The organism is Pseudophaeobacter leonis (genome assembly GCF_002087335.1).
In the GTDB taxonomy this organism is placed as follows: Bacteria; Pseudomonadota; Alphaproteobacteria; order Rhodobacterales; family Rhodobacteraceae; genus Pseudophaeobacter; species Pseudophaeobacter leonis.
The window spans coordinates 1-19,001 of sequence record NZ_MWVJ01000028.1; the positions used below are offsets into that span (position 1 = coordinate 1).

Genomic DNA, 19,001 nt, shown 5'->3' on the forward strand with positions numbered 1-19,001 from the left:
GCAAGGCTTTCGGAATGGCCTGCGTTTAGAATATCTTCCTGTGAACCTGTATATGTATGCTCAGCGCCATTGGAATATACCGGGGTCGGGATAACTGCGGCCATGCTCAGGGTCCTCCTTGGAATGACGAATATCTCTTGGAACGCTACAACTAGATCGTGAGTCCAAAGTGGCAACAATAAGGCAATCCAGGTGACAAGCGGATCTTAGCTCAAAATTAAAGGTGTCGCCCAGTAGGTTGAATTTAAACATTTATTGAGTTTCTCTCACATTGCTCGGTTGGAGGATGTGGCAGTAGTGCGGCGGAATTTTGTCAACAATGGCAGAACTATGATGCCGTGCCTTAAAGCTTACTAAAGTCGGGCGCAGGTGTCGCCCGGTTCGTGCCGCCGTCGCTGTCGAGGCGGATAAAAGTATCCCGCCCACACCCGACTGGAAACGCCTCTGAGTGAGCCCAAAATGCGCAGCGTTCGTACGCGAGCGTCTGAACCGGCCAGGATCATCGACGGCGGCCTTGGAAGTGAGTGCTACAATCGGGCCAACACCCGGTACGGTCATCATGCGCATACAAACATCATCTTGAGATGCCGCAGGTTTCACGCGTCGGTCGAGCTCAAGATAGTGTCGGAACAAGACAGTCCGTGCATCAAGTTATTGTATGATCGCATGGGCAAGAACGTCATCCAACTCGATCATAGGTCGCACCAGTGAGCGCGCGACCTTTGGGCTGGGAGCTGACCTCTAGACGTTTTGACAAACCTTGACTGCGACCAACCGGGCAGGGGAATAGATCCCTGCTGGATGCCGATGGCGCATTGCGTAGATCGCGTCCTTTTCAACGACGCCCTTCCTGGGGGAATGTCCCTTCATAGACGGCCCAATCCAGTCATTGGCCGACGGACGCGATGCCGACGTGTTGCTGTCGGATTGCGGCCATTCATGCTCCGGGCCGTGTTGCGGAACAAGTGCAGTGCAAAGATCAGGTTGGCGGGGGCGATTTTTTCGGCGATGCTATGAGTGCTTTTTCGATTGATTTGATCAGGGTCGCACGCGAGATGGGCTTCATGACTCTGATGTCCTCTGGACGCAGCCCGTTGCCGTGTACGGTCGCCTCGTTCGCGAAACCGGACATGAATATCGCGGGAAGTGATGGCTTGGATCAGGCGGAGTTCCTTTGCCAGATTAGGGCCCTGCAATCTTCCCGGCATTACAATGTCGGTGAGCAACAGATCAATTGGGCCGCTGCGTTCAAACAGCGCAAGTGCCGCGTCGCCCGAGTTTGCCGATATCACCTGATATCCATTTCGTTCCAGGATCGTTACAATGATAGTCATCAAAACCGGCTCATCCTCGACAACCAAAATGCGGGTTCCGCTGGTGACCTGGGGAAGGGCTGTTGCCGCCGCATCGGATTTGTCCTCCTTCGTGTCAAAAACCGCCGGAAAATAGAGCTTAAAAGTCGTGCCCTTTCCCACTTCGGAATAAACACGAATGCTTCCGCCCGATTGTTTCATAAATCCCTGAACCATGGAGAGACCCAATCCAGAGCCTTTACCGGGGCCTTTTGTGCTGAAAAACGGCTCGAATACACTGTGAATATTTTGCGGCGGGATCCCCTCGCCGGTGTCCGAAATCGCCAGCATGACATACCGGCCCGGCTCAATATCTTCGTGCCGGGATTCAACGTATTCTTCGTCAATCCTAAGGTTCGCCGTTTCGATCGTGAGCCTGCCGCCATCGGTCATTGCGTCACGGGCGTTCAGGATAAGATTGAGTATCGCATTTTCGGTAGAGCTTAGGTCGCATTTGACCTTCCAAAGCCCGGCCAAGAGAGAGGTTTCGACCTCTACCGTTGCAGGCAGTGCTCTTGAGCTCCAGTTCTTGGTGTTGCGGACAACATCGTTCAGATTGGTGACTTTTGGTTCAAGCCGGGCGCGGCGTGCGAAACTCAGCATGTTCTTGGTAAGGTCGGACCCGCGAGTAACCGCTTCAATGGCTGGCTTAAGCAACGCGGTGGCGCTTTCGACAGAGTCTGCATCAGACATCAATTCAAGACTTCCGAGAATGATGGCAAGAAGATTGTTGAAATCATGCGCCACGCCGCCGGTCAACTGACCAATCGCTTCAAGCTTTTGCGATTGGCGCAGCGCATCCTCGGTCGCTTGAGATTCACTGATATCCATCAAAACACCATGCGTCCGTAGCAGGCGTCCGGTGTCGTCGTAAACGCCTTCGGTCAGGAAACGAAAGTGTCGGGTCGTCTTCTCATCGAGTACCACACGGGCAACTATATTGAACCCTGTGGTTTTTCCTTTCATGTCCGCAAGCGCGCCTGCAAATTCCTCCCTGTCATCGGGATGTATCCAATCCATTGAGGCATCTAGGCTATTTGAAACACGCAAGAAATCCTCGACTGAACTGCCAAAAAACTCGGCCATTTCAGGTGAGCAATATTCGTAACAATCAAGCAGATTGTCCCAAATCCAATGTCCGGTGCGAGCAAGATGCGCCGCCCGGCGATATCGCGCCTCACTCTCTGCGATTTGGACCGCTTGCGCCTTTTGCAGTGTGACATCGTGAATGGCGGAAATAAAATGAAGCGGCGAGATCGGCGTTGGGCCGGGCACAGCAGCAACGCTGGCTTGCCCATAGATCAGATCACCAGACTTGGTAATATACCGCTTCTCGACTTCAAGAAGCTGAACCTTGCCAGACCCCAGGTTTTCAAGATTGGTTTCAGAATCTTCAATGTCACCCGGGTGGGTGAAATCGCGTATGTTCATCGCGAGCAGCTCTTGCTGGTCATAGCCCAAAAGCTGGCACAGCCTGTCATTGACCGCTTTGACGGCGCCATCGGTCTCCAGGATCAACATCGCGATATTTGCTGTTTCAAAAATGGCGTGGAAGCGTTTTTCAGCCTCAAACCGATCTGTGATATCGGAACCTGTTCCCCGGTAGCCGGTAAAATTTCCCTGTTCATCAAAGACAGGCTTGCCACTCATTTCGCCAAGCCGTGGCTGCCCTGATGGCAATCTGTACCAGTGGTGAAAGCTGCGAAACGGGCGGCGTTCTTTCAGGTCACGCTCGTGCGCCTTGAAGTTCTCGCTCTCGGGTTCCAGCGAAATATTCTTGCGACTACTTCCAGACAAGTCGGCGACCGTATAGCCACTTATCTCTTCGAAACGATCTGAAAACTTGGTGTAGTTCAAATCGGCATCCATCTCCCACTGCCAATCTGATGCGGCCTCTGCAAAGTCCAGAAATCTCTCACTGGCCAGTGTGAGCGAGGCGTTAGACTTGTCGAGTTGCTGGATCAAAGCCGCGATAAATAGCCCCGGCAAAAACAACACAAGCAGGGAAGCCTGCGAAATATGGACCGAGACAAGAGCCCCGAACCGGTCGTCGATTACAGAGCCTGCCCACCGGTCAAGACCTGACAAAATGATGACCGCCATTGTTATCAGATTAACGACGGCGGCCCCAGGGACCTGAAAGCGTAATGCGGCATATAGCAGAATGGGGCTGAGCAGGTACAATAATGAAACGGTATTTTCACGCTCGACATTATACACAAGCAAAGCATACGCCAGTACAGCCGCCGCGAGTGTGACCAGCCCAAGCTCGGCCAGGCGGAGCGGCGATAGATGTCGATAGCCCAAAATGCGCGGCAGCGTCAGAACCGCTGGGACAATGACGGCAACGCCAACCGCGCCAGAAGCCGCCCGGGTCATCCAAGTGGTAAAGAACTCACCTTCAAAAGCGAAATGAGTAAGGCTCGCGCCAAAAAATCCGCCGATGGTTTGCCCGATGACAGCCGCCACAACGATCAGAACAGCAATTTCTTTCATCGTATCCAGGCGTGCAGGAGCCGCGCCAAAGCGTCGAAACAAGACCGCCCCTGTTAATGTCCCAATTAAGTCCCCGAAGGGGTATGTGACGGCGAACCCAAAAGTCTTTTCCAATGCCAGATTTGCACCAACCTGGGACAGGTAGAAAATACCAAGATACGGCAACCATCGTTTTGCGGGCAGCCAGAGCAACGCTGCCAGCAACATACCGTTGGCCAACCACACCAACCGCTATATCGTTGGTTAGTCCAACCCGTTCGGTTCCGAATAAACTGCTGTAATAGGCTGCGATTCCCAGCAATGCTGCGATCAGAAGGTCTTGTCGAAGTAGAATTTTACTCACTGAATGCAAGTCCTATGGTTTTCGCAATGATATTGGCCTTATAGAAACCTAGAACATTTTCGCCTGAGCTTCCAGAATGGCGGGGAAAAGAGGTTTCCGCACGTAAAAAGGGCAGAAATCCAGCCAGCGCCTATGGGACTTTTGAGATTGGGAATTTGCGGCGATCAGTGTGTTTATGCATCACACCATAAGAATGGATCCCTTAGCGACGTACAACTGAATTGCTATTTCGTCGTTTGTTTGGACAGACAGATTACGGCGCTCAGCCGTGGGGATCTCTATGGACGGCAAGGGCCGTTTCTTGGACGAGTATCTTCGTCGAACGGCTGTGGCGGTCCCTGAAATATGAATGCGTCTGCCTGCAGGTCTGGGAAACCGGATCACAAGCGCAGGCTGGCGTCAGAAAATGGATCGAGTTCTACAACCAAAACGCCCGTATTCTGCGATTGGCGGCAGGCCACCTGACGTGGTCTCTTAGCAGAGAACTGAAACAACCGAGCCCGATCTGCAGGGGCAAAGAGTAGCGTAAACGACGCCACAAACGGTCCAGCAAATAGGGAGTAGCTCAGCTGTGCCGCGCGGTTGAGGCTGCGGCAACAGCGATGCTGGTGACATAAGTGGACTAATTTGATCGAGATCAGTACGACACTACAAAGCATAAATTAGCTTCGGCGAAGACAACTGAACATTGCCGGTGTTCTTTTACGGAGTTTGTCGCATGGGTGATGTCTTTGTCTCGCTGAACGATCAATTGTTGCGTATGCAGTGGTTGTCGGATCTGGTTGCTCTCTTGGTGCGAGATGGGTTTGGTCTGGATCCAACAAGCCAGATTGGCGGCAGCGTTCATTTTTTCATCTATGACGTTATCAAGATATTCATTCTGCTCTCGGTTTTGATCTTCAGCATTTCCTATGTGCAGAGTTATTTTCCGCCCGAGCGCACCCGCCGTATTCTTGGGCAGCGTCAGGGTTGGGGGCGAATATTCTTGCAGCCCTGTTGGGCACCATTACGCCGTTTTGTTCCTGCTCATCCATTCCGCTGTTCATTGGCTTTACCAGTGCGGGCCTGCCGCTGGCGGTGACGTTTTCATTTCTGATCTCTTCGCCACTGGTCGATCTGGCTTCGGTGATCCTGTTGGCAAGTATCTTCAACTGGAGCATCGCCTTGGCCTATGTCGTCATCGGGCTGGTGCTGGCCGTCTTGGGCGGCACCCTGATCGGACGTTTGAAACTGGAAAATCAGGTAGAGGAATTTGTCTACCAAAGCCCGGTGAGTGACCATGGCGATGGTGGCGTCATCAGTCGTCGCGCAAGGCTGGCATATGCCGCAGATCAAGTCGTTGAGATTATCCACCGGGTTTGGCTGTATGTTTTTATCGGTGTCGGCATTGGCGCGGCGATCCATAACTGGATTCCGGAAGCCTTCATTTCATCCCTGCTGGGGCAGGACAAATGGTGGTCGGTCCTGGTGGCAACGCTTGCAGGCATTCCGATGTATGCCGACATCTTTGGCACCTTGCCCATCGCCGAAGCCCTGGTGCAAAAGGGCGTTGGGCTGGGCACAGCCCTCACCTTTATGATGGCCGTTACCGCCTTGTCTTTGCCCTCGATGATCATGCTCAAACGGGTGGTGAAACTGCCTCTGCTGGTGATCTTTGTTGGCATCGTCACTGTTGGAATCATACTGATCGGCTATATTTTCAACGCGACCGCCCCTCTATTTATCTGAACAGGAGAAACGGCATGATCATTAAGATATTGGGCTCCGGCTGCAAAAAATGCCTTGCTTTGGCTGAGAACGTCGAGACGGCCGCACAGGCGGCGGGTGTCGATGTGAAAATTGAGAAGGTCACGGATATTGTTGCCATCGCGGGCTTTGGGATCATGTCGACGCCCGGTCTGGTGATCGATGGCAAAGTCGTTTCGGCTGGACGTGTTCTCAAACCGTCTGAAATTGGCGCTCTCCTCAAGGCTGCCTAATGTAGCAGGGCCGCCAATGACAGGACCGCCAGTGACTGGGGGCTGTGACTGCGATCTGCCTCTGAACAAAAGGTGCTGTCTCCTGGCACGCTACAGGGCGGCCCGCAGTCCTAATCTACAAATGGGGTGGAGCCGTCCCAAGCTGCACTGTTTCCCACCGTTGCCACAACTGGTGGCGCAACAGGCGCCACAATTGGGGTAGTTGATGTTGGCGGCGTGGTTACGACGTGGGTCTGCCCAATTGCTGCAGCCGTCAGGCCATCTCCCCGCGATGCACAGGAGCCTGAAATAATCTTGTATTTCGCAGGAGGGCGGGCGCTGGACCCGGGCGGCAGGTGGTCTCGTGGCTATCGTAAAAGTATCACAAAATTACCTTGCCATGTTAAATTTGACTTCAATTTTCCATAGCTATATCAGTTCGCTGGTCAGCCATCGAATCCGACAGCTCGCAGTTCCACTCCCTCATGCGAAACGGATTATGAAATGGCATTCCGCAAAGATGTGACGTTTAGCGTCCTGGTAAACCTGTTGCTAAGCACCAGCTTGGGAACGATGGCTGTGGCACAAGACAGCCCAATCTACCTTGGCGAGGTTACCCTCTCGTCTGACCGTGCTGGCGGCACAATCCTCGATATTCCAGCCAATGTGACCGTCATCGACGAAGAGCAGCTGATACAGCGTGGCGTCAATGATCTTGAGGATCTGCTGCGCCATGAGCCAGGCGTTGATATCGCGCGGCAAACCTCGGCGACGGACCCCTTCAATACCATTGGTGGCGTCACCATTCGCGGGGTTGGCGGCAACCGTGCCCCCTGCAGGTTGATGGCTCGCGCGTGGCCGAACGGATCACCGATGGGACGCGCGACTATTTTGATTTTTCCTTCACCAAACAGGCCGAGATCGTACGGGGTCCGGCCTCTGTGTTGTGGGGATCGGACGCCCTGGGGGGATTGCTGGCGGTTGAGACACTGGACCCCGAAGATGTGCTGAATGGCGAAGAGCGTAGCGGGAGAGCAAGTCTGAGCTACGGCAGTTTGAGTGATCGGCTTTCGAGCGAAGTTCTTGTGGCGCAGCAGTTCACGCCAAACCTTGCCTTTATGCTTGGCTATAAACGGGAACAGGGCCATGAGATTGAAAAATCCAACGCCCGCGATGATGGCGGCATCTACGGCTGCCCCCGCAATATCAGCTATGGGGCCACCACCTGCGCTGAGCTGGACCCAACCGATACGACCACAGACCGTGTGCTGGCCAAACTGGTCTGGGCTCCGACAGTGGATCATCGCCTGGAATTCAGAGCCGACTATCTTGGACGTCAGACAGATGTGCAGCAAAAGCAGGATCTTGGCCCGGTTGTCTCCAGCTTTACTGGTGCTGCGACCGGCGAAGTCATCCATAGCCGCGACCGCCATCTTGACCTGTCGCGCCAGCGCTATGGTCTGGAACATAGCTGGACCCCGGCCTCGGGGTGGCTCAACGAGCTGAAAACAACCTTTGCCTACACGCCGCACAGCTATGAAAGCACCAGCTATAAAAATACCACCTCTGCGGCAGGGGATGCGGTCAGAACAAAGGATATTCTGAATTATTCCGAAGACTTCTTTGAGCTCGACATCCAGGCAACCAAGGAATTCGCCACCCGAGGCCTGCAGCACTATCTCGTCTTTGGCTTTGACGGTGATATTGCAGAATCCACCTATGAGCGCATCTCACAGGTCAACAACATCACACAAGACAGCTTTACGGAGACCCGCGCCGGGGGCTTTAACTTTGCCGACGCAAAGACCACCCGCGCCGATATCTATATTCAGGACAGGATTGATTTTGGCGGTGGCAAGTTTGAGCTGACACCGGGCCTGCGCTACGCTACCTACGAGATCCTGCCAAAGCCAAACAGCGACTACCAGGTGGTGCCGGGTGATGAGCCGCAGCTGCGCGACGACAGCGCATTGCTGGCCAGTCTTGGCGCACAATACCGCTTCAACGATAACGTCTCGGTCTGGGCGAAATATGGCGAAGGGTTCAAAATGCCGACCGCCCAGCAATTGTTCCAATCACTGGACGGGGCGTTCTTTGATCTGGTGCCTTCCCCAAACCTGCGCCCTGAATCGGTCAAAAGCTACGAGGTTGGTCTGCGCTACGAACAATCGCGGGGCTTTACCGCAGTGAACCTGTTCAAATCGGACTACGCAGACTTTATCGAAAGCTTCTACAATATCCCCGGCACCAGCAAATACACCTATCGCAATCTGAATGAGGTCTCGATTTGGGGGGTGGAAATGTCCGGCGGATGGGATCTGAGCGGCAGCACCTGGCTGGGGTATTCGGCCTCCTGGCAAAAGGGCGAACAAAAAGCCACCGCAAGCGCGTCTGAAACCCCGCATAATCTGGCGCCGCTGACTGCAAGCTTCACGCTTGGTCATGATTTCGAAAAATATGACCTGTCGGTTGAGGCGGTTGGCACCATCGCAGGCTCCGTCAAAGAGACCGCGACGGCGGATGGGTTCAAACCCTCCGGCTATGCGATCCTGGATCTCTATGGCAAGTGGCGGGTCAAAGGCCCGGCGACGCTCAACTTTGGGATCAAGAACGTCTTTGACAAGCGTAACTTTACCGCGGATGCCATCGGGCGCACGACCACGCCGTCGGACGCTGTGGCACGCAGCAACCCAATTGAGCTGATGACCGGCGCGGGCAGAAGCTTCCAGGTTAGCCTGAACCTGGATTTCTGATGCGCGTTTTGTTTGGGCGGCTGTATCGCCTGAGCCTGCTTGTGGCCCAGGGGCCGCAAGCCTGGCGCGGGCTTGTGATCTACGCCACTGTACTGTGGCTGAGCTTTGTTGGCGTGTGGTCCAGCGTGATGATGATTTCCTGGTACAAACGGTTTTATGATGCGGTTCAGGCGCTGGACCTTGCAGCGACGCTGACAGAGCTGGGGGTGTTCTTTGCCATTGTCGGCCTGCAGGTTGCGCTGTTCATTGTGGGGGACTACCTGCGCAAGCGCTTGTTTCTGGCCTGGCGGTCGAACCTGACAGATAAGGTGACAGCGGCCTGGACCAGTTCGCAGGCCTACTGGCATCTGCGCCCGGGACTGTCGCCAAAGGCCGTGGACAACCCAGACCAACGTGTCGCAGAAGATTGCCGCGTCTTTGTCGACAAACTGCTGCTGCTCTCGCTGGATTTCATTGGAAACTGCGTCTCCATCGTCAGCTATACTGTTGTGCTTTGGGGGCTCACCGATTTTACCCTTTCCCTGCCGTTCTTTGGCGCAGCGATTGAGGTGTCGCACTATCTGGTCTGGCTGGCTCTGCTCTATGTGGCGCTGTCAACGGCCATCACCCATGTGATGGGGCACCAGCTTAAACCTTTGTTTTTCGATCAGGAAAAGCGCGAAGCGGATTTTCGCTATGCCCTGATACAGCTGCGGGACAACGCGACAGAGATTGCACAGTCCGGTGGCGAAGCCGCCGAACGCCGCAGGCTGGACAGCCGGTTTCAGGGGATCCGGCAAAACTGGTTCAAACTGATCCGCCGTGAAGCCATCCTGAATGTTTTTCATCGCCCCTATTTTCAGACGGCCTTGCGGATCCCGATGTTCTTTTCCTTGCCCGCCTATTTTGCCGGCTTTGTCACCTTTGGGGGCATGATGCAGCTTGCCGGGGCCTTTGGCCGGGTAACGCAGACCCTCAGCTGGTTTATTTTCAAATACAAAACCCTGGCCGAGATCGCAGCCGTGGCTGAACGCCTGGATGAGCTGATGGCAAACACCCGCGCGCCTGCGCCGATGCCCGGGGCAAGGCGTGATATCCGGCAGGGGCTGTCTCCTGATAAGGCGCTGCATATTCACGGCCTGACCCCCAGCACGCCGCAAGCGCGGGATCTGGCAAGGGTTCCGGATTTCACCATTAAGCCCGGAAAAACCGTCTGGATCACCGGCCCCTCAGGCAGTGGGAAAACCACGCTATTGGCGGCGATTTCAGGTCTTTGGTGCTATGGTCAGGGAGAGGTTTTAAAACCCGAGGCAAAGTTTCTTTTTCTGCCGCAAAAGCCCTATCTGATCCCAGAAAGTCTAAGTGCTGCAGCCTGTTACCCGATGGACCCCTCAGAGGTGGGTGCGGATGAAATTCGCGCGGTGCTGGCGCGTGTTGGCTTGCAACACCGGTTGGCGATGCTGGACGTCACCGGCCCCGCCGCTCTTGAGGGGTTGTCGATGGGCGAGAGGCAGCGCCTCGCCATTGCCCGTGTGCTGTTGAACCGCCCCGACTGGATCATTCTGGACGAGGCCACCAGCGCTCTGGATGCTGCGAGCGAAACCGAAATGCTGACACTGATCCGCGAGGCATTGCCCGCTGCAACGCTGGTCTGTGTCTCTCATACTGAGCCCCCACGCGCTTGCGCCGTTTGACACCTGGCAAATTGGGGATGTTCACGAAGGGGAGAGGATATCAAAATGACCACCCAGACAGACACGGAAACGCCCGCACAAACGCTGAAAGGCCGCTGGCTGCTTGCCAATGCGGACCCTGTGGAGGTGCTGCAAAAACTGCCGCAACTGGACCGGATTATGCTGGCCATTCGCCAGGAGGATCTGCTGCATGAACGGCTGGGCATCATAACGGATGTCAGGGTTGGGGCGGATCAGATTACCATCTCAGGGGATGCCGAGATCACCCATATCCCGCGGCATCGTTTTGCCAAGACATACCTCGACATCAGCGTTGAAATGCGGGGCAAACTCTACCCCCGGCTGGAATTTCATGACGCGTATGACAGCTATCTTTTCTCGGTGACCGGACTGGAGGGCGGCGCGGCCTTTTTGCCCGCGCTGATGGGGTTTGAGCGCAGCGAAGTCGCGATGAAACCCGTGGTGAAATCTGAAGGGGCCAGTGAAGGGGCCAGTGAAGGGGCCAGTCAAGGGGCCAGCGCAGAGGTCGCCGAGGATGACGCAGGACTGGCGCTGCTGGCCCGGTTTCAGGACAGCGGCGCGACAATTGAGGTCCGCGTTACCAACCATGACATCACGCCGGTCTGGCAAGGTCAGATTGACAAAATCATGCCAATGGGCGGGTTTGTGAACATCATAACCAAGCCCTTTCATTTGCATCTCAAGGCCGGGCACGTAGCATACTGGCAGAGCGAAAATGGCGTCCACCAGGCCATCGGCCAGAACGGCTGTCCCATCGGATTGGAGATCAAAGAGCTATGAGTGCAGGAACCTGGTTTATTCCCGGCACAGCAGAGCCTGTCAGCTACGCGGATATTCTGGCGCGCGCCGCGAAACAGCAGGCTGTGTTATTGGGCGAGAGCCACGACAAGGCCGAAAACCACCGCTGGCAGATGCATGTTTGTGCCGGGCTTTTGGCGCATAGACGCGATCTGGTGATTGGCTTTGAAATGTTCCCGGCGCGTCTCAACTCCGTTCTGGCTGAATGGGTGGCGGGCACGCTCAGCGAAGAGGAATTTCTCGACAAAGCCGAATGGGGCAGGGTCTGGGGCTTTGCGGCCGATCTGTACATGCCAATCTTTCGGTTTGCGCGGGATTTGGGATTGAGATGATTGGACTGAACTGTCGCGGTGGTCTGGTAAGCGAGGTTGGCAAAGACGGCTGGGACAGTATTCCGGATGAGGCCCGCGAAGGTCTGAGTCCCGCCAAACCCGCCAGCGCGCAATACCGGCAGTATCTCTTTGAGATCACCGGTGGCCAGCGCGAGGGCCGTGCGGCACAGTCTGCCATGGATCCTGAATTCGACCGCTTCACGCGGGCGCAGCAGGTTTGGGACCGGGCCTTTGCCTGCCGGATTGCTGATCGGGCTGCCCAGTCTGACAGCCCGCTTGTGGTTGGGATCATCGGGCGTGGCCACCTTGAATTTGGTGGCGGCACCCCAGCACAGCTGGATGACCTGGGGCTGAGGAACAGGATGATCCTGCTTCCGCAGCCCGAGGGCGCCCCCCATCGAGAGGGGCAGGCGGATGCAATCTGCCTGATGCCAGATGCCTGATCCCAGTTTCGTGATGTCAGCAATTGGCGCTATGCTGTCAGCTCTGGGGCGAAGAGGCCCTGATATTAGTCCTGATCCGGTTGGAAAACCTCCTCAATAGTCAGGTCGAAAAGGCGCGCGATGCTGAATGCCAAAGGCAAGCTTGGATCATATCGGCCGCGCTCTAGGGCGTTGACGGTCTGTCGGGAGACGTCGAGTTTTTCCGCCAGACTGGCCGGCGACCAATTGCGATTTTTGCGCAGTTCTTGGATGCGATTGTTCATCCGTAGCGCACGCGGCCCAGCACAACGCCAACAACCCAAAGTGTTGCCATGATCGGCCACACCACAAACATTGAAAGCTTGGGAAATCCCAGACCCTCAAAGAAACCGTAGCTAAAGGTAATCAAGGCCGTTCCTGCAAAGGACAACACCAAGGCCTCGAACTGCAGTTTGCGTTGCAACTCGTCCAGTTGGCCAATGGATCTAACGATCACGCCGCAAATGAAAATTACAGGCACTATGGGGGCGAGCGAAAGCATGATGCGAACAGCAGAATTTTCGATGCCATTGCTGAGCAGTATGTTGGACGCGACCAATGTGGCCGCATAGACCGTTAATCCAGCTATCATTGCGAAAAACAGGGTGCGTTTCATGGCGGACCCCTATGTAAAGTCTGCTTTACTTATTCTTTCCAGGGCAGGAGTTGTCAAGTAGACTTTACATAAGGCGAGGGCGGCAGTGGCAAACTGCTTTGCGGCGCCTTTTAATATAGGCGCCGGGGTCGCCACTTTTTCCGGCAATTGCTTGACTTCAATCACCGGGCTGTATTTCCTCACCAAAACGGGTTTCAAACCGGGTGACCGGATGAGGGCTTAAAACGCAGATTTTTCGCGACGACTATCGCTGAAGGTTCAAATTATGTTTCGGGCATAGCCTGCTGTGAGAGATGAAGCGGCGCTCTCTTCACAGGTCAGCAATGACACACAGGATGAATTTGGTATGCGTTGTGAGGGGGCACCGGATCAATCTGGGGTTCCGCCAGATTAGTACTGTCAATTTGTAACGTGAATGGACACAGACGTGAGCGCACTTGAGCAAATCAAAGACTTGAGGACCCGGATGGGGCAGTCGATTATTGGCCAGCTGGACGTCGTTGACCGGTTGATCATAGGCCTTTTGGCCAACGGCAATCTGCTGATCGAAGGCTTGCCGGGACTTGCCAAGACGCGTGCCGTCAAGGCGATGGCCAAAAACATTGACGCCGCGTTCAGTCGCATTCAGTTCACACCAGACCTGCTTCCGTCCGATGTGACCGGGACCGAGGTCTACCATCAGTCGTCAGATGGCGCCGAGTTCAAGTTTGATCCGGGGCCGATTTTTGCCAATATCGTGCTGGCAGACGAAATCAACCGCGCCCCGGCAAAGGTGCAGGCCGCCCTGCTGGAAGCGATGGAGGAGCGGCAGGTGACCGTTGCGGGCACCACCCACGCGCTGCCGCCGCTGTTTATCGTCATGGCGACACAGAACCCGATCGAGCAAGATGGCACCTACCCGTTGCCCGAAGCGCAGATGGACCGCTTTTTGATGCATGTCCGGGTTGACTACCCCTCTGTCGGCGAAGAGGTGCAGGTGATCCGGCTGGTGCGCGATGAGGAAACTGCCAAGCAAAAGGCAGATGCCGGGATCAAAACCGCCAAGAAGCAAAAGCCGCCTGCCATTCCGCAAGAAGCCGTGTTTCAGGCCCGCAGCGAGATTGCTGATGTGCATGTGTCAGAGGCTATGGAGCGGTATATGGCTGATCTGGTTTGTGGCACGCGGACCCCGGCTGCGCTGTCTGACGATCTGGCGCGCTGGATTGAGATCGGCGGCAGCCCGCGCGCCTCTCTGGCTTTTGACAAATGCGGCCGCGCGCATGCCTGGCTTTCGGGGCGCGACTACGTCGACCCACAGGATGTGCGCGCGGTGGCGCATGATGTGCTGCGGCACCGGCTGACCCTGTCCTATGAGGCGCAGGGAGAGGGTGTTTCGCCCGACGATGTCACGGATATGCTGCTCGCTAAGGTGGCTCTGCCCTAAGGACACAGAATGCTCGGCGACCCTGACCCTCGCATCCACGTCGATCTTGCGCATCTGCGCGCGCTGAAAGGGCGCGCGCAGTCGATCTCCTTTCGACCGCGCCAGCCCTCGCACAGTATTCTCAACGGACAGCATGCCTCAAAGATCAAGGGCCGGGGCATGAATTTTGAAGAGCTGCGCCACTATTCCAGTGGCGATGATGTGCGCATGATCGACTGGAAAGTCACGGCCCGCACCGGGGCTCCCTATGTGCGTGTCTACACCGAGGAACGCGATCGTCAGGTGCTCTTGGTCGTTGATCAGCGCATGTCAATGTTCTTTGGTAGCGTTCATAATATGAAGTCGGTCACAGCGGCAGAGGCGGCGGCGGTTGCCGCCTTTCGCATCCGTGACACGGGGGACCGTGTGGGGGGGATTGTCTTTACGACACGGATCTGCACGAGGTGCGCCCTCAGTCCTCCATGCGGTCACTGAACCGCTTTCTCAGCGTTCTGAGCCAGGCAAACTGCCAGCTCAATGCCAATGCGCCGGTGGTCGCACCGATGCCTCTGAGCACGCCCCTGGCGGCCGCAGCGCGGATCGTAAAGTCGGGCGCGCTGGTGATTGTCTTCAGCGATTTTGACGGTTGGGATGACGCCACCGAAAAGTATCTTCGCAGCATCACCCAGCACAATGAGTTGATCCTGTTCAGCGTGCTTGACCCCATGTCGCAACAGCTGCCGCCTGACCTGGATATCGTGGTTTCTGACGGGGTGCTGCAGGCGCAAATCAACGGGGGCTTTGAAACGGTGAAGCGCAGGCTGGCTGATTTCACCTCGGGGCGTCTTGCATCACTGTTTTCATTTTCCCAGCGATATGGCGTGCCGGTCGTGCCGCTGAGCGCAGCCAAAGACACGCTGCCACAGCTATTGCACCTGCTGGGCGGGGCAAGCCGATGAGCGATGATCTGGCGGGCCTCAGCCTGGTGGAGCTATACGACCAGCTGCTGATGCCAGCGCCACCTGGGCCCGTGGCCATGTGGCCGCAGACCGTGGGGTGGGTCTGGCTGGTGCTTGGTCTTGTTGCTCTGCTTGCCCTTGCCGTCGGGAAGCTGGTCGCCTGGCGGCGGGCCACGCGGTATCGCCGCGCCGCACTGGCAGAGCTGCGCCTCGCAGGCGACGACCCGGTGGCGATTGCCATCATCCTGCGCCGAGCGGCATTGTCCGGGTTTCCGCGGGACGCGGTTGCTGGCTTGCATGGCTCTGACTGGCTGGCCTTTCTTGATTGCGCGACGCACAGGGTTCAGTTTGGCGGCACTGCGGCAGGAGAGGTTCTGAAACAGGCGCCCTACAGGCCTCAGGCGCCCCATAAAGATCTGCCGGACATGGCGGCTGCATGGATCAGAACCCACCGTGTGCCTGGGGTACATGGGGTGCCGGGGGCGGGTGCGTGATGCTGTCATTTGCCGCGCCTTTTGTTTTTCTGCTGCTTCCGGCTCCCTTATTGGTCTGGTGGTTTGCGCCGCCGCACCGCGAGCAGGCGCAGGCCCTGCGTGTGCCGTTTTTCCACAGCATCGCCGCCGCCGCCGGGCAGACGCCGTCGCAAGGGGCTATCGTGCGCCGCCGGGGCAGGTGGCAGATGGCGGTCGCGATCCTGTGCTGGTGTCTGGCCGTGACCGGACTGGCACGCCCTGAAATACTGGGTGACCCCCTGATGATCGATAAGGCAGCACGCGATCTGGTGCTGGCGGTGGATATCTCGGGCTCTATGGATGCGCGCGATTTGCAGGATGAGGACGGTAAGCCAGTGCAGCGGCTCGCTGCGGTAAAAGCGGTGATCAATGATTTTACCGCAGAGCGCGAAGGCGACCGGATTGCTCTGATTGTGTTTGGCTCCAACGCCTATCTGCAGACGCCCTTTACCGAAGACTTGCAGGGGGTCGCCGCACTGATGGCGCAGACCGAAGTCGGCATGGCCGGGCCGCATACAGCGATTGGCGATGCGATTGGACTGGCGCTCCGAACCTTTGAGGCGTCTGATATAGAACAGAAATTGCTGGTTTTGCTCAGTGATGGCGCGGATACCAACAGCCTGATGAGTCCGCTGAATGCGACCGAGATTGCCGCCAGCGCCGGAGTGAAGATTTATACCATCGGTGTGGGGAACCCGCAGGCCAGCGGCCACAACCGGGTGGATCTTGACGCGCTTGAGGCCATCGCCACACGGGCAGACGGTAATTTTTTTGTCGCCGAAGACACGGAGGGGCTGCGCGAAATCTACGCCGAGATTGACCGGCTGAACCCGCGTGAGGTCGAAACCGTCACGGTTCAGCCCAAAGAGAGTATCGGCTCCTATCTGTTTGCAGCTGCGGCCAGTCTGGGCATCGCGCTGTTGGCGGGGCTGATGGTGTCGACAGGAATGAGGACTGGACAGAGGACTGGGCAGAGGGCGGACCATGGCTGACGTCTTTGCAGTGTTCCATTTCCTGCGCCCCTATTGGTTGCTTGCACTTGTGCCCGTTGTGGCCCTGTGGTGGCAGCTGCGGCCCCGACGCAGGATTGAGGGCAAGGTCACACAGGGTGTGGCGCCGCATCTTGCCCGGGCGCTGACCGTGGGTTTTGAGGAGGGGCGGCGGATATATCCCATCGACGGGCTGGCGCTGGCGCTGGTGTTGTTGGTACTGGCTGCGGCTGGCCCGACATGGAGCCGCCTTGCCAATCCCTTGCTGGCGCAAACTGCCCCCTTGGCCGTGGTGCTCAAGGTCCCACCCTCGATGGAAAACACCGATGTCCAGCCGTCGCGACATAAGCGCGCCTCTTTCAAGATACTGGATCTGATCGAGCGCCGCACCGGGGCTCAGACGGCGCTTATCGCCTATGCAGGCTCGGCGCATCGGGTGACACCGCTGACCGAAGACCCCAATATCCTGCGCTCTTACCTGTCGGGGCTGGCGCCTGCTATCATGCCAAAAGAAGGAGACCGTGCCGACCAGGCGCTGGCGCTGGCGCAGATGGAGCTTGCCCGCTCGCAGACGCCCGGCGCGATCCTTTTTGTGCTGGATGACTTTAATCCCTCCAATCTGCGCGCGTTCACACAGGCCGCATCAGATCGGCCGCCGGTGATTTTTTTCGTGCTGGGCGGGCAGGCGGGGACACTTCGTCAGATCAGAGACATTCAAAACGCAAGTTTCGTTCAGGTCACGCCGGATGACAGCGATCTTGACCAGATCGAGCGGCGGGTGCTGTCGGCCTATCGTGAGGCATTGCTGGCAGATACCACTCAACAGTGGGACGACAGGGGCTGGCTGTTGGCCCGGCCGGCGATTTTGCTGTTTCTGCCATGGTTCCGTCGGGGGTGGACACTGCAGTGGGTGCTTGTCTTCCTGCTTTGTGTGCCAGCTGCAAAACCGGCACAGGCCGAGGGTTGGCTGGGCTGGCGGGACTGGTTTCTGACGCCTGATCAGCAGGGCCAGATTGGCCATGAACAACCGTGATTTCACGGCGGCGGCTGACCTGTTCCATGATCCTGCATGGCGCGCCTATGCGCTGTTGCGCGCCGGGCGCTACGCGGAGGCGGCTGAAACCTACGGCTTTATCGAGACTGCGGCGGCGGCCAATGGCGAAGGGGTCGCGCTGTTGCGCCATCGCCAGTATCGGGACGGGGTGCGTGCCTTTGAGAAGGCGCTTATGCGCGACCCGACGCAGGCGGCCGCGCAGGCCAATCTCAAGGTGGCCCAAGCCATTGTTGACTATGTCGAGAGCGCGCAGCTGGCGTCGGACACCGGCGAGGAAGGCGGTATCGGCGCGGATGATATCGTTTTTGACAATGAAAGCGGCCAGGGCGACGAGATGCTGCTGGATCGCGCAGAGGCGGATGGATTGGCTGCCGGATTGAGCACGCAAGACTGGACGCGGGCCGTTGACACCCAGGTGGGCGATTTTCTGGCGACACGGTTTTTGCTGGAAGCCGTAAGGGGGGCTGAATGATGCGCCTACGTGCGGTGCCGACCGGCCTCGTGCTCCGTCTGATGTCCGGCTTGATGTCTGGTCTGATGTTGGGCCTGATGTTAGGCCTGATGGCCGGCGCAGCTTACGCGCAGGATCCGCAGATTTCGGTGTCCGCCGAGCAGGACGAGGTCGTCGTTGGCCAGCCCTTTATCCTGCGGGTTGAGGTTCTGGTGCCGACATTCATGCCCAGGGCGCCGGTTTTTCCGACATTCGAGATGCCCGGCCTGATCGTGCGCTTACCAGAGCGGTCGACATCACCGATCAGCAGGCGGATCAAGGGGGAGACCTGGGCGGGTGTGCAGCGGACCTATCGTATCTATCCGATGCAGGCAGGACAGACGGATATCCCGCCGCAGCTTTTGTCGATTGTCTATAAAGACCCGGAATCCAACAAAGATCTGTCGCTTGAGATCGAGGTGCCGCCGACACGGATCGTGGCAGCTGTGCCAGCTGGCGCGCGGACCCTGGACCCTTTGATCCTGGCGCGGGGCCTGGAGATAGAGCAAAGCTGGCAGCTGCAGCAGGGGGAGCTTGCTGTGGGCGATGCGGTGGTGCGGCGGCTGGAGGTTTCCGTAAACGGTGCCAGCGCGCTCTTTGTGCCCCCATTGCTGCAGGCAGCGGCACCGCAGGCATCGACGACAGATCCGGCGGGTGAGGATGCGACGGCATTGGCTGATTTTCTGACCTATCCGGAGGACGCTCAAGTCACAGAACACATGGAGCGTGGGGTGATGTCGGGCACGCGCATCGAACAAGTGAGCTATATCGCGCAGAGCGGCGGTAGAGCCG

The 19,001-nt window shown here is 57.1% G+C and carries 19 protein-coding genes and 3 pseudogenes; 17 read left to right on the plus strand and 5 right to left on the minus strand.

Annotation, left to right across the window (positions count from 1 at the left end; genetic code table 11):
- Nucleotides 1-426 precede the first annotated feature (426 nt).
- Nucleotides 427-573, minus strand: a pseudogene (locus tag B4968_RS25650) (transposase); the annotation flags it as partial.
- Between the two features lie 293 nt (nucleotides 574-866).
- On the minus strand, nucleotides 867-4,073 hold the full coding sequence (locus tag B4968_RS07900) for a PAS domain S-box protein (RefSeq protein WP_277620930.1): 3,207 nt from the start codon (nucleotides 4,071-4,073) through the stop codon (nucleotides 867-869).
- A gap of 392 nt (nucleotides 4,074-4,465) precedes the next feature.
- On the opposite strand from B4968_RS07900, the pseudogene B4968_RS24190 reads away from it, so the two are divergent.
- The 4 genes and pseudogenes from B4968_RS24190 to B4968_RS07915 all read left to right on the plus strand — a co-directional run.
- Nucleotides 4,466-4,669: pseudogene (locus B4968_RS24190) on the plus strand (integrase core domain-containing protein); the annotation flags it as partial.
- 240 nt (nucleotides 4,670-4,909) lie between these two features.
- Nucleotides 4,910-5,272 (plus strand): hypothetical protein, encoded by a 363-nt coding sequence (locus B4968_RS24195; protein WP_241525627.1) that lies wholly within the window; start codon nucleotides 4,910-4,912, stop codon nucleotides 5,270-5,272.
- Nucleotides 5,188-5,919, plus strand: a complete 732-nt coding sequence (locus B4968_RS07910) for a permease (protein ID WP_241525628.1) — start codon at nucleotides 5,188-5,190, stop codon at nucleotides 5,917-5,919. Before B4968_RS24195 ends, B4968_RS07910 begins: the two co-directional genes overlap by 85 nt.
- A 14-nt stretch (nucleotides 5,920-5,933) precedes the next feature.
- A complete protein-coding gene (locus B4968_RS07915) occupies nucleotides 5,934-6,170 on the plus strand; it encodes a thioredoxin family protein (protein ID WP_083098057.1) in 237 nt (78 codons plus the stop codon).
- Between the two features lie 531 nt (nucleotides 6,171-6,701).
- Here the strand turns inward: B4968_RS07915 and B4968_RS23750 are convergent.
- Nucleotides 6,702-6,911 carry a hypothetical protein gene (locus B4968_RS23750; protein WP_173907537.1) on the minus strand — a complete coding sequence of 70 codons (210 nt, stop codon included), beginning with the start codon at nucleotides 6,909-6,911 and terminating at the stop codon, nucleotides 6,702-6,704.
- On the opposite strand from B4968_RS23750, the gene B4968_RS26100 reads away from it, so the two are divergent.
- The 5 genes and pseudogenes from B4968_RS26100 to B4968_RS07940 all read left to right on the plus strand — a co-directional run bounded on the left by B4968_RS26100 (nucleotide 6,816) and on the right by B4968_RS07940 (nucleotide 12,169).
- Complete coding sequence (locus B4968_RS26100) at nucleotides 6,816-7,160, plus strand: TonB-dependent receptor plug domain-containing protein (protein ID WP_420916492.1); 345 nt, start codon at nucleotides 6,816-6,818, stop codon at nucleotides 7,158-7,160. The two genes, B4968_RS23750 and B4968_RS26100, sit on opposite strands and share 96 nt — an antisense overlap.
- A gap of 107 nt (nucleotides 7,161-7,267) precedes the next feature.
- Complete coding sequence (locus B4968_RS07925) at nucleotides 7,268-8,902, plus strand: TonB-dependent receptor (protein WP_420916493.1); 1,635 nt, start codon at nucleotides 7,268-7,270, stop codon at nucleotides 8,900-8,902.
- Nucleotides 8,902-10,575 carry an ABC transporter ATP-binding protein/permease gene (locus B4968_RS07930; protein WP_083098062.1) on the plus strand — a complete coding sequence of 558 codons (1,674 nt, stop codon included), beginning with the start codon at nucleotides 8,902-8,904 and terminating at the stop codon, nucleotides 10,573-10,575. Before B4968_RS07925 ends, B4968_RS07930 begins: the two co-directional genes overlap by 1 nt.
- Before the next feature lie 45 nt (nucleotides 10,576-10,620).
- Entirely contained in the window at nucleotides 10,621-11,376 is a 756-nt protein-coding gene (locus B4968_RS07935) for a ChuX/HutX family heme-like substrate-binding protein (RefSeq protein WP_083098064.1), read from the plus strand.
- Nucleotides 11,373-12,169: pseudogene (locus tag B4968_RS07940) on the plus strand (ChaN family lipoprotein). The gene B4968_RS07935 and the pseudogene B4968_RS07940 overlap by 4 nt, the downstream one beginning before the upstream one ends.
- A 65-nt stretch (nucleotides 12,170-12,234) precedes the next feature.
- Here the strand turns inward: B4968_RS07940 and B4968_RS07945 are convergent.
- Together B4968_RS07945 and B4968_RS07950 are read right to left on the minus strand one after the other, a co-directional pair.
- Nucleotides 12,235-12,432, minus strand: coding sequence for a helix-turn-helix transcriptional regulator (locus B4968_RS07945; RefSeq protein WP_083098066.1), 198 nt, complete (start codon nucleotides 12,430-12,432; stop codon nucleotides 12,235-12,237).
- Nucleotides 12,429-12,803 carry a hypothetical protein gene (locus tag B4968_RS07950; protein WP_083098068.1) on the minus strand — a complete coding sequence of 125 codons (375 nt, stop codon included), beginning with the start codon at nucleotides 12,801-12,803 and terminating at the stop codon, nucleotides 12,429-12,431. Before B4968_RS07950 ends, B4968_RS07945 begins: the two co-directional genes overlap by 4 nt.
- A gap of 427 nt (nucleotides 12,804-13,230) precedes the next feature.
- Between B4968_RS07950 and B4968_RS07955 the strand changes: the two genes are divergently transcribed.
- The 8 genes from B4968_RS07955 to B4968_RS07980 all read left to right on the plus strand — a co-directional run.
- Nucleotides 13,231-14,226 carry an AAA family ATPase gene (locus tag B4968_RS07955; protein ID WP_083098070.1) on the plus strand — a complete coding sequence of 332 codons (996 nt, stop codon included), beginning with the start codon at nucleotides 13,231-13,233 and terminating at the stop codon, nucleotides 14,224-14,226.
- Between the two features lie 9 nt (nucleotides 14,227-14,235).
- Entirely contained in the window at nucleotides 14,236-14,700 is a 465-nt protein-coding gene (locus B4968_RS24200; protein ID WP_241525629.1) for a DUF58 domain-containing protein, read from the plus strand.
- Nucleotides 14,688-15,164, plus strand: a complete 477-nt coding sequence (locus B4968_RS24205; RefSeq protein ID WP_241525630.1) for a DUF58 domain-containing protein — start codon at nucleotides 14,688-14,690, stop codon at nucleotides 15,162-15,164. Before B4968_RS24200 ends, B4968_RS24205 begins: the two co-directional genes overlap by 13 nt.
- Nucleotides 15,161-15,658 carry a DUF4381 domain-containing protein gene (locus B4968_RS07965; protein ID WP_083098072.1) on the plus strand — a complete coding sequence of 166 codons (498 nt, stop codon included), beginning with the start codon at nucleotides 15,161-15,163 and terminating at the stop codon, nucleotides 15,656-15,658. The genes B4968_RS24205 and B4968_RS07965 overlap by 4 nt, the downstream gene beginning before the upstream one ends.
- Complete coding sequence (locus B4968_RS07970; RefSeq protein WP_083098074.1) at nucleotides 15,658-16,668, plus strand: vWA domain-containing protein; 1,011 nt, start codon at nucleotides 15,658-15,660, stop codon at nucleotides 16,666-16,668. The genes B4968_RS07965 and B4968_RS07970 overlap by 1 nt, the downstream gene beginning before the upstream one ends.
- Nucleotides 16,661-17,698, plus strand: coding sequence for a vWA domain-containing protein (locus B4968_RS07975; protein WP_241525631.1), 1,038 nt, complete (start codon nucleotides 16,661-16,663; stop codon nucleotides 17,696-17,698). The genes B4968_RS07970 and B4968_RS07975 overlap by 8 nt, the downstream gene beginning before the upstream one ends.
- On the plus strand, nucleotides 17,685-18,191 hold the full coding sequence (locus B4968_RS24210; RefSeq protein WP_241525632.1) for a hypothetical protein: 507 nt from the start codon (nucleotides 17,685-17,687) through the stop codon (nucleotides 18,189-18,191). The genes B4968_RS07975 and B4968_RS24210 overlap by 14 nt, the downstream gene beginning before the upstream one ends.
- A partial coding sequence (locus tag B4968_RS07980; protein ID WP_139792645.1) for a BatD family protein occupies nucleotides 18,188-19,001 on the plus strand: 814 nt, incomplete at its 3' end. The genes B4968_RS24210 and B4968_RS07980, both read left to right, overlap by 4 nt.